The organism is Streptomyces specialis, assembly GCF_001493375.1.
Lineage (GTDB): Bacteria > Actinomycetota > Actinomycetes > Streptomycetales > Streptomycetaceae > Streptomyces > Streptomyces specialis.
Genome location: NZ_LN929787.1, coordinates 1 through 6,047, shown reverse-complemented (window position 1 = coordinate 6,047; position 6,047 = coordinate 1). Strand labels below are relative to the sequence as shown.

The 6,047-nt window shown below is 71.9% G+C and carries 6 protein-coding genes; 3 read left to right on the top strand and 3 right to left on the bottom strand.

Going from position 1 to position 6,047, the window contains the following annotated elements; all coding sequences use genetic code 11:
- Positions 1 to 303: 303 nt before the first annotated feature.
- On the bottom strand, positions 304 to 924 hold the full coding sequence (locus BN2279_RS07065; RefSeq protein ID WP_059007583.1) for a hypothetical protein: 621 nt from the start codon (positions 922 to 924) through the stop codon (positions 304 to 306).
- Positions 915 to 1,475, bottom strand: a complete 561-nt coding sequence (locus tag BN2279_RS07060) for an RNA polymerase sigma factor (RefSeq protein ID WP_059007581.1) — start codon at positions 1,473 to 1,475, stop codon at positions 915 to 917. Before BN2279_RS07060 ends, BN2279_RS07065 begins: the two co-directional genes overlap by 10 nt.
- 133 nt (positions 1,476 to 1,608) lie before the next feature.
- Between BN2279_RS07060 and BN2279_RS07055 the strand changes: the two genes are divergently transcribed.
- From BN2279_RS07055 to BN2279_RS07045, 3 genes are all read left to right on the top strand, one after another.
- A complete protein-coding gene (locus BN2279_RS07055; RefSeq protein WP_059007579.1) occupies positions 1,609 to 2,133 on the top strand; it encodes an Asp23/Gls24 family envelope stress response protein in 525 nt (174 codons plus the stop codon).
- A 189-nt stretch (positions 2,134 to 2,322) separates the two neighbouring features.
- Positions 2,323 to 3,273: a YihY/virulence factor BrkB family protein gene (locus BN2279_RS07050; RefSeq protein ID WP_079031941.1), complete on the top strand. Its 951-nt coding sequence runs from the start codon at positions 2,323 to 2,325 to the stop codon at positions 3,271 to 3,273.
- A gap of 108 nt (positions 3,274 to 3,381) precedes the next feature.
- Complete coding sequence (locus tag BN2279_RS07045) at positions 3,382 to 3,744, top strand: hypothetical protein (RefSeq protein ID WP_059007577.1); 363 nt, start codon at positions 3,382 to 3,384, stop codon at positions 3,742 to 3,744.
- Positions 3,745 to 3,870: 126 nt separating this feature from the next.
- Here BN2279_RS07045 and BN2279_RS07040 read toward each other — a convergent pair whose 3' ends face one another.
- Entirely contained in the window at positions 3,871 to 5,445 is a 1,575-nt protein-coding gene (locus BN2279_RS07040) for a S8 family peptidase (protein ID WP_059007575.1), read from the bottom strand.
- Between the last annotated feature and the right edge of the window lie 602 nt (positions 5,446 to 6,047).

Here is a 6,047-nt window from a genome sequence, read left to right as displayed (position 1 = left end):
CGAGGCGTAGCGGAGGATAGAGGAGGTGAGCGAGGTGCTGGGTGTTTTTTTTTCAAGCAGAAGACGGCATACGGGATTTCTGCCTGTCTCGTGGGCTCGGAGATGGGTAAAAGAGACAGTCCCAGCCGTCGCCGTGGGCGCGGGCCCGCACGCCCGCCACGCTCCGGGCGGCACCGGGGGCCGCCGCGCCGCGCAGCAGGTCCGTGATCCCCGGACGCAGATACGCCACACCCGGCACGCCGCGGGCCGCCGCGGCGGCGGCCCGCCTGACCCGCAGCTCCGGCTCGCCCCGCACGCCCCCGCTCACCGCGGCCTCCTTCGCGGACGCGGCTCACCGGCCGCGTCGGTCATGTCCACCACGACGATGTCGATGGCGCCCACCTCCAGGCCGATGTCGTCCCGGGCCGCCGCCGCGACCCGGACCCGGACCGCGTCGGCCAGCTCGGGCACCGTCCAGGACAGATCGGCGACCACCTCCAGCCGCACCCGCACCGGCCCGCGCGGACCGCCGGCCCCCGGAGCCGGCGGCACGACGCGGCAGCTCCCGGCCCGCACCCCGGGCAACGACTCGGCGGCGGACCGGAACACCCCGGCCGCCGCCGCCTCCACCACCCATGTGTCCTCGTCCGGACCGCCCAGCGGCAGCGCGCGGCCCGGCCGCAGTTCGAGACGGACGATGTCCATCACCCGCGCGGTCACCGCGTACGTCTCCGGCTCGTCCCGCTCGGCCGTCCGGGTCTGCCGCACCACGTCGCCCAACAGGCGCAGTTCGTCCAGCGCCGCCGCGCAGTGCGGACAGGCCCCCAGGTGCGGATCGGCACCCGCCCGGCCCTCGTCCCAGACCTCCCAGACCTCCATCAACGACCGTCCGCAGGGCAGCAGTTCCTCGTCCGGCGACTCGTCGGCCGGTTCGTTCAGCGCCATGCTTCCATCGCCTCCGTCAGGTAGCGCCTGGCCCGGAAGATCCGGCCGCGGGCGGCCTGTTGGCTGATGCCGACCGCGCGCGCGATGTCCTGGTACGACAGCCCGTGGAACTCCCGCAGCACCCAACAGGCGCGCTGCTCCGGGGACAGCCGCGCGAGCGCCGCGTGCAGCGCGCGGACCGCGGCCGTCGACTCGACCGTACGCGCGGGCGACGTCAGATGCCCGGGCGCCACGGGCTCGGAGACCGATTCGAGGGGCGCCGTGCCGCGCCGTGAACGGAGCTGGTTGAGGCAGCGGTTGGTCACGATGCGGAACATCCAGCTCTCGAACGCCGCGTCGCCCCGGAACTCCGGCAGCCGCCGCCAGGCGCTGACGAACGCCTCCTGGACGGCGTCCTCCGCGTCGGCCCGGTCGCCCAGCAAGTGGGAGGCCAGGCGCAGCAATCCGGCGCCGTGACGCCGGACCAGCACCTCGAAAGCGGCCTCGTCGCCCTCCCCGGCGCGCACCGCCAGCAGGGTGTCGGACGCCTCTGGCGCCGCCTCCTCGGCCACGCGCCGGCTCCTTCGTCGTCGTTCGGAAAAAGTTGGGTAAACGAGCGTGACGAATCGCGCCGTCCGGTGTCCAACAGGGTGTCAGCGGCGAAACGCCGGGCCGTGGCCCGGACATGACCGAGAGGAATATGCCATGGCTACGCCGACAGCGTCCCACACGACCGAGGAGGCCACCGATGCGGCGGCCCCCGCTCCGCGTTCCGTAGCGAAGTCCGGTGTGCCCAGCGGCGATACGACCGTCAGCGAAGGCTCCGCCGGGGCGCAGGAGCCCGCCGCGACGCGCGGCCGGACGTCCATCGCGGGCGGCGTCGTGGAGAAGATCGCCGGACTCGCGGCGCGTGAGGTTCCCGGAGTGTTCGCCCTAGGAGGCACGTTGTCCCGTACGCTCGGCGCGGTCCGTGACCGGGTTCCGGGCGGCCGTCCGAGCGTGAGCCGGGGCGTGAAGGTCGAGGTGGGTCAGCGGCAGACGGCGATCGACCTCGACGTGATGGTGGAGTACGGCGTGCCGATCACGGACGTGGCCAGGGACGTCCGGGAGAACGTGATCGCGGCCGTGGAGCGGATGACCGGCCTGGAGGTCGTCGAGGTCAACGTCTCGATCGTCGATGTCCGGCTGCCGGACGAGGACCTGGCGGACGGCGAACCGCGGGTGCAGTGACCGGGCACCGGCGGCACGAGTGGGACAAGAGGCAAGAGGCGGAACGTTGGAGAAGGAGGAGATCATGCGCGAACACGGCAAGCGGCACTGGACGCAGCGGACTTCCCCGGCGGTGGGCGTGATAGTCGCGGTGCTCGCGGTCTGGGCGGGGCATCTCCTCGTGGCGGCCAGGATCGGGTGACAACGGGCATGCGTGACCGACTGCCGTACCGACACTGGGGAACGGCCCTGCGCCGGACCCCGGTGTCGCTGTGGCGGGACGACATCGACCACTGGGCCGCCGCCCTGACGTACTACTCGGTGCTCGCCGTCTTCCCGACCGTGCTGGTCGCGCTGTCGCTGGCGAGCCTGGCGCATCCCTCGGCGGCCCCGGAGCTGATCGGCCAGCTCAGCGCGCTGGTGCCGGCCGACTCGCGGTACGAGGTGCGCACCGCGCTGGTCCACCTGGCCGACCAGCACTCGGCGGCCTGGCTGCTCGCCGTCATCGGCACGATCAGCGCGCTGGTGTCCGCGTACAACTACCTGAGCGTCTTCCGGCGCGTGCTGCACGGCATGAGCGGCGTCGTGGACCGCAGGCCGCCGTGGCGGGCGGTGCCGCGCACGGTGCTGACCGCGCTGGGCCTGCTGGCGCTGCTGGTCGCGAGCGCGACGGTGCTGGTCCTGACGGCGGGCGCGGTGCGGGTCATAGGGCGCGTGCTGGGCATGGGCGAGGCGGGCACCATGGCGTGGAACCTGATGAAGTGGCCGCTGCTGCTGGCGCTGGTGACCGGGCTGGTCCTGGTGCTGTTCCGGACCGGCCCGTCCGGCGCCCGCCCCCCGCACCGGGGCGTGCCGGGCGGGGCGCTGGCCGTGCTGCTGTGGCTGGCGGCGTCGGTGGGCTTCGCGCTGTACGCCTCGCACGTGAGCACCTACAACCGGCTGTACGGGTCGCTGGCGGGGATCGTCGTCTTCCTGGTGTGGCTGTGGGTGTCGAACCTGACGCTGCTGACGGGCGCCCAGTTCAACGCCGAGCTGACGAAGCTGTGCCGCGCCGAGGCGCTCGCCGCCCACCGGTCCGCGCCACGCGGGGCGGAAGCGGCGGAGGTTGGGGTCCCGGAGGCGTTCGCGCCGCCGCCCGAGCACCCGGCGGCCCGCCGCTAGGCGGCGACTCGGCGCCCGCGCGCGGGAGTTGCCGGTTTCCGGAACACGGCGGCGGGTAACCGTCATATTCCGCATTCCGGAAGAACCTCGGAAGAATCGGAGGACGGCATGACCGCCAACGGAGAACCCGAGTATCCCGACTACATCGTCGACGAGGTGCAGATCGGCAAGGGCATCCGGCCGCTGGCCCAGCACGGTTACGTGATCGTGGAGAACGGCTGCCTGGAACTCCTCGGCTCCCGGGGCCGCGTGATCGAGAGCGCCCCGATGAGCCGTGTCGAGGCCAACAAGGTCCGCTTCACCGGGGGCAAGACGCTCGCCGTGAAGGTCAACGGCACCCGGTACAACGTCTCCCCCCGCTGGGGCGAGAAGGCGGGACATCTGGTGCGCCCCGGCCGCCCGGAGGAAGTGGAGCGCGCCGCCGACGAGTTGCTCCACCTGATCGAAGCCGGCGGCGGCACGGTCGGCTGACACCCCCACCGAAGCCGACCGCGCCCCCACACACGCACCGCGCGGCACCCGCCCGGCACGCCCCCCTGTGGTGAGGCCGGGGGTGCCCGGCCTCACCGCTTCGGGGGGCGGCGGTGGACCGGTGGGTCAGAAGCGCAGCGACCAGGAGTCGATGAAGCCCTGGTTGCCGATGCCGTGGTCCTGCACCCGCAGGGTCCACGCGCTGTCCGCCTGGATGCCGGTGCCGTCGAACGTGTAGACGTGGTTCAGGTTGTCGTCCAGCCCGCCGGAGTACTCCCGCAGCCGCATCGTGGTGCCGTCCGGGGCGACCAGATCGACGACGAGATCACCGACCGCGCCGTGCTGGATGTGCACCTCGACCTGGAAGATCCCGTCGAGGTAGCTCATGCCGGACACCCACTGGTACGACGTGGAGACGACGTTGTCGGACACGGGCACGTCCGTGTCCTGGGTGAACACGGGCCCGGTCGGCTGCGCCGGGAGGCCGCCCTGGCCACCGGTGTGCAGCAGGACGTTCGCGGTGTCCGACGGCACGCTCTGGAGCCGGTTCAGTGCCGCCGAGTCCACGAGCGCGTCCTCCACCTGCGCCGGGGTGGCCGTCGGGTGGGTGGCCAGATGGATCGCGGCGGCGCCGGTGACGTGCGGGGCCGCCATGGACGTGCCGGAGATCGTGTTCTGGGCGGTGTCGCCGGTGTGCCAGGCGGCGGTGATGTCGTCGCCCGGGGCGAAGATGTCCACCACGGGTCCGACGTTGGAGAAGGACCACACGGTGTCGATCCGGTCGCTCGCCCCCACCGTGACGGCCTCCTGGACGCGGGCGGGCGACTGGCCGCTCGCGTCGGTGCGGTCGTTGCCGGCGGACACCACGTAGGTGACGCCCGACGCGATGGAGTTGCGCACCGCCTGGTCCACGGCGGCGTTGCCGCCGGTGTAGCCGAGGCTCATGTTGGCCACGGACGGCCCGTCCGCGTCGCCCGTGACCCAGTCCACACCGGCGATGATCGTGGCGAGGGTGCCGTAGCCGTCCTCGTTGAGCACCCGCACGGAGACGATGTCGGCGGCCTTGGCGACGCCGTAGGTGGCGCCGGCCACCGTGGCGGCGACGTGGGTGCCGTGCCCGGCCAGGTCGCTGCCGTTTCCGCCGTAGGCGTCGAAGCCGAACGTGGCCCGGCCGCCGAAGTCCTGGTGGCTGTACCGGACGCCCGTGTCGAGGATGTAGGCGGTCACCCCGTCACCGCCGTTGTCCGGGGAGGTGTAGCTCTCGTCCAGCGGGAGGTACGGCTGGTCGATGCGGTCCGTGCCCCAGCCGGGCGGGTTGGGCTGCGTGGCGTCCATCCGGACCGTGCCGTCCTGCACGACCTGGCGCACGGCCGGATCGGCGGCCAGCGCCCGGGCGTCGCTCTCGCTCATCTCGGCGGAGAAGCCGTTGAGCGCGTGCTCGTAGAGGTAGCCCACCTCCGCGTCGTACCGGTCGGCGAGGGCTTCGCCCTGCGCCGAGGAGGCCGCGAAGGCGCTGTCCTCGAGGATGACGATGTAGCTGCCGGGTATGGCGTCCGGGGCGTCGGTGCCCGCGATCACACCCCGGGGTTCGTCGGCGTGGGCCGCGGCCGGCAGGGCCACGCCGAATCCGAGAGCCAGCACCGCGGCGGTAGCCGCGCTCCGGCCGATCCATGTCCTGCCTAACGCTGGCAGCGTTGCCATCGCAAGGTTCCTTTCGTCGGAAGTGCCCTCACCAGCAGGGCGCGTGGGCGGTGAGCGTCGTACGACGACCGCCCCTCAATCGTCCGACGATTTGATCAACATAAAAGGATGCACCCCTCCTACTTACATGTACGAAACATGGACGAAACATCGGACCGATAGGGGACTCCGGACCCGAAACGCCGCCCCACCCTTCACACACCGCGCTGACCAGCGAAAACGATTCCGCCAAGCCCCCTCCCACAGGAGCCGGACACGCCCGCACCCCCCTCGACGCCGGAGCGAACGTCGCACAACTTTCCGGGCCGACGGCAGACAATCCCGAGCGGCGCAGGGGGGCCGAGGACGGCTGGAGTGAGGGAGCAACCAGGATGATCACCGCATGACGGACAACGCCTCCCGGCTCGTCGCACCCGCGAACGGGCGGCGAACCCGGCGCACCCCCACCCCGCCCCCTGAGGCCTGTCTCCTATACACATCCGACGCTGCCGACGAACAGGGTAGGGGGGGTCGCTCGGGCCACCGGCACGCTGAAACAAAGACACACATAACCGGCAGAGTACTGGGACGCCCTACAATCCACACTCAAACACTTACACGTG

Coding starts and splice junctions, on each gene's coding strand:
- BN2279_RS07065 (WP_059007583.1), bottom strand. CDS start 924: ATGGCGCTGAACGAACCGGCCGACGAGTCGCCGGACGAGGAACTGCTG.
- BN2279_RS07045 (WP_059007577.1), top strand. CDS start 3,382: ATGACCGCCAACGGAGAACCCGAGTATCCCGACTACATCGTCGACGAG.
- BN2279_RS07050 (WP_079031941.1), top strand. CDS start 2,323: ATGCGTGACCGACTGCCGTACCGACACTGGGGAACGGCCCTGCGCCGG.
- BN2279_RS07040 (WP_059007575.1), bottom strand. CDS start 5,445: ATGGCAACGCTGCCAGCGTTAGGCAGGACATGGATCGGCCGGAGCGCG.
- BN2279_RS07055 (WP_059007579.1), top strand. CDS start 1,609: ATGGCTACGCCGACAGCGTCCCACACGACCGAGGAGGCCACCGATGCG.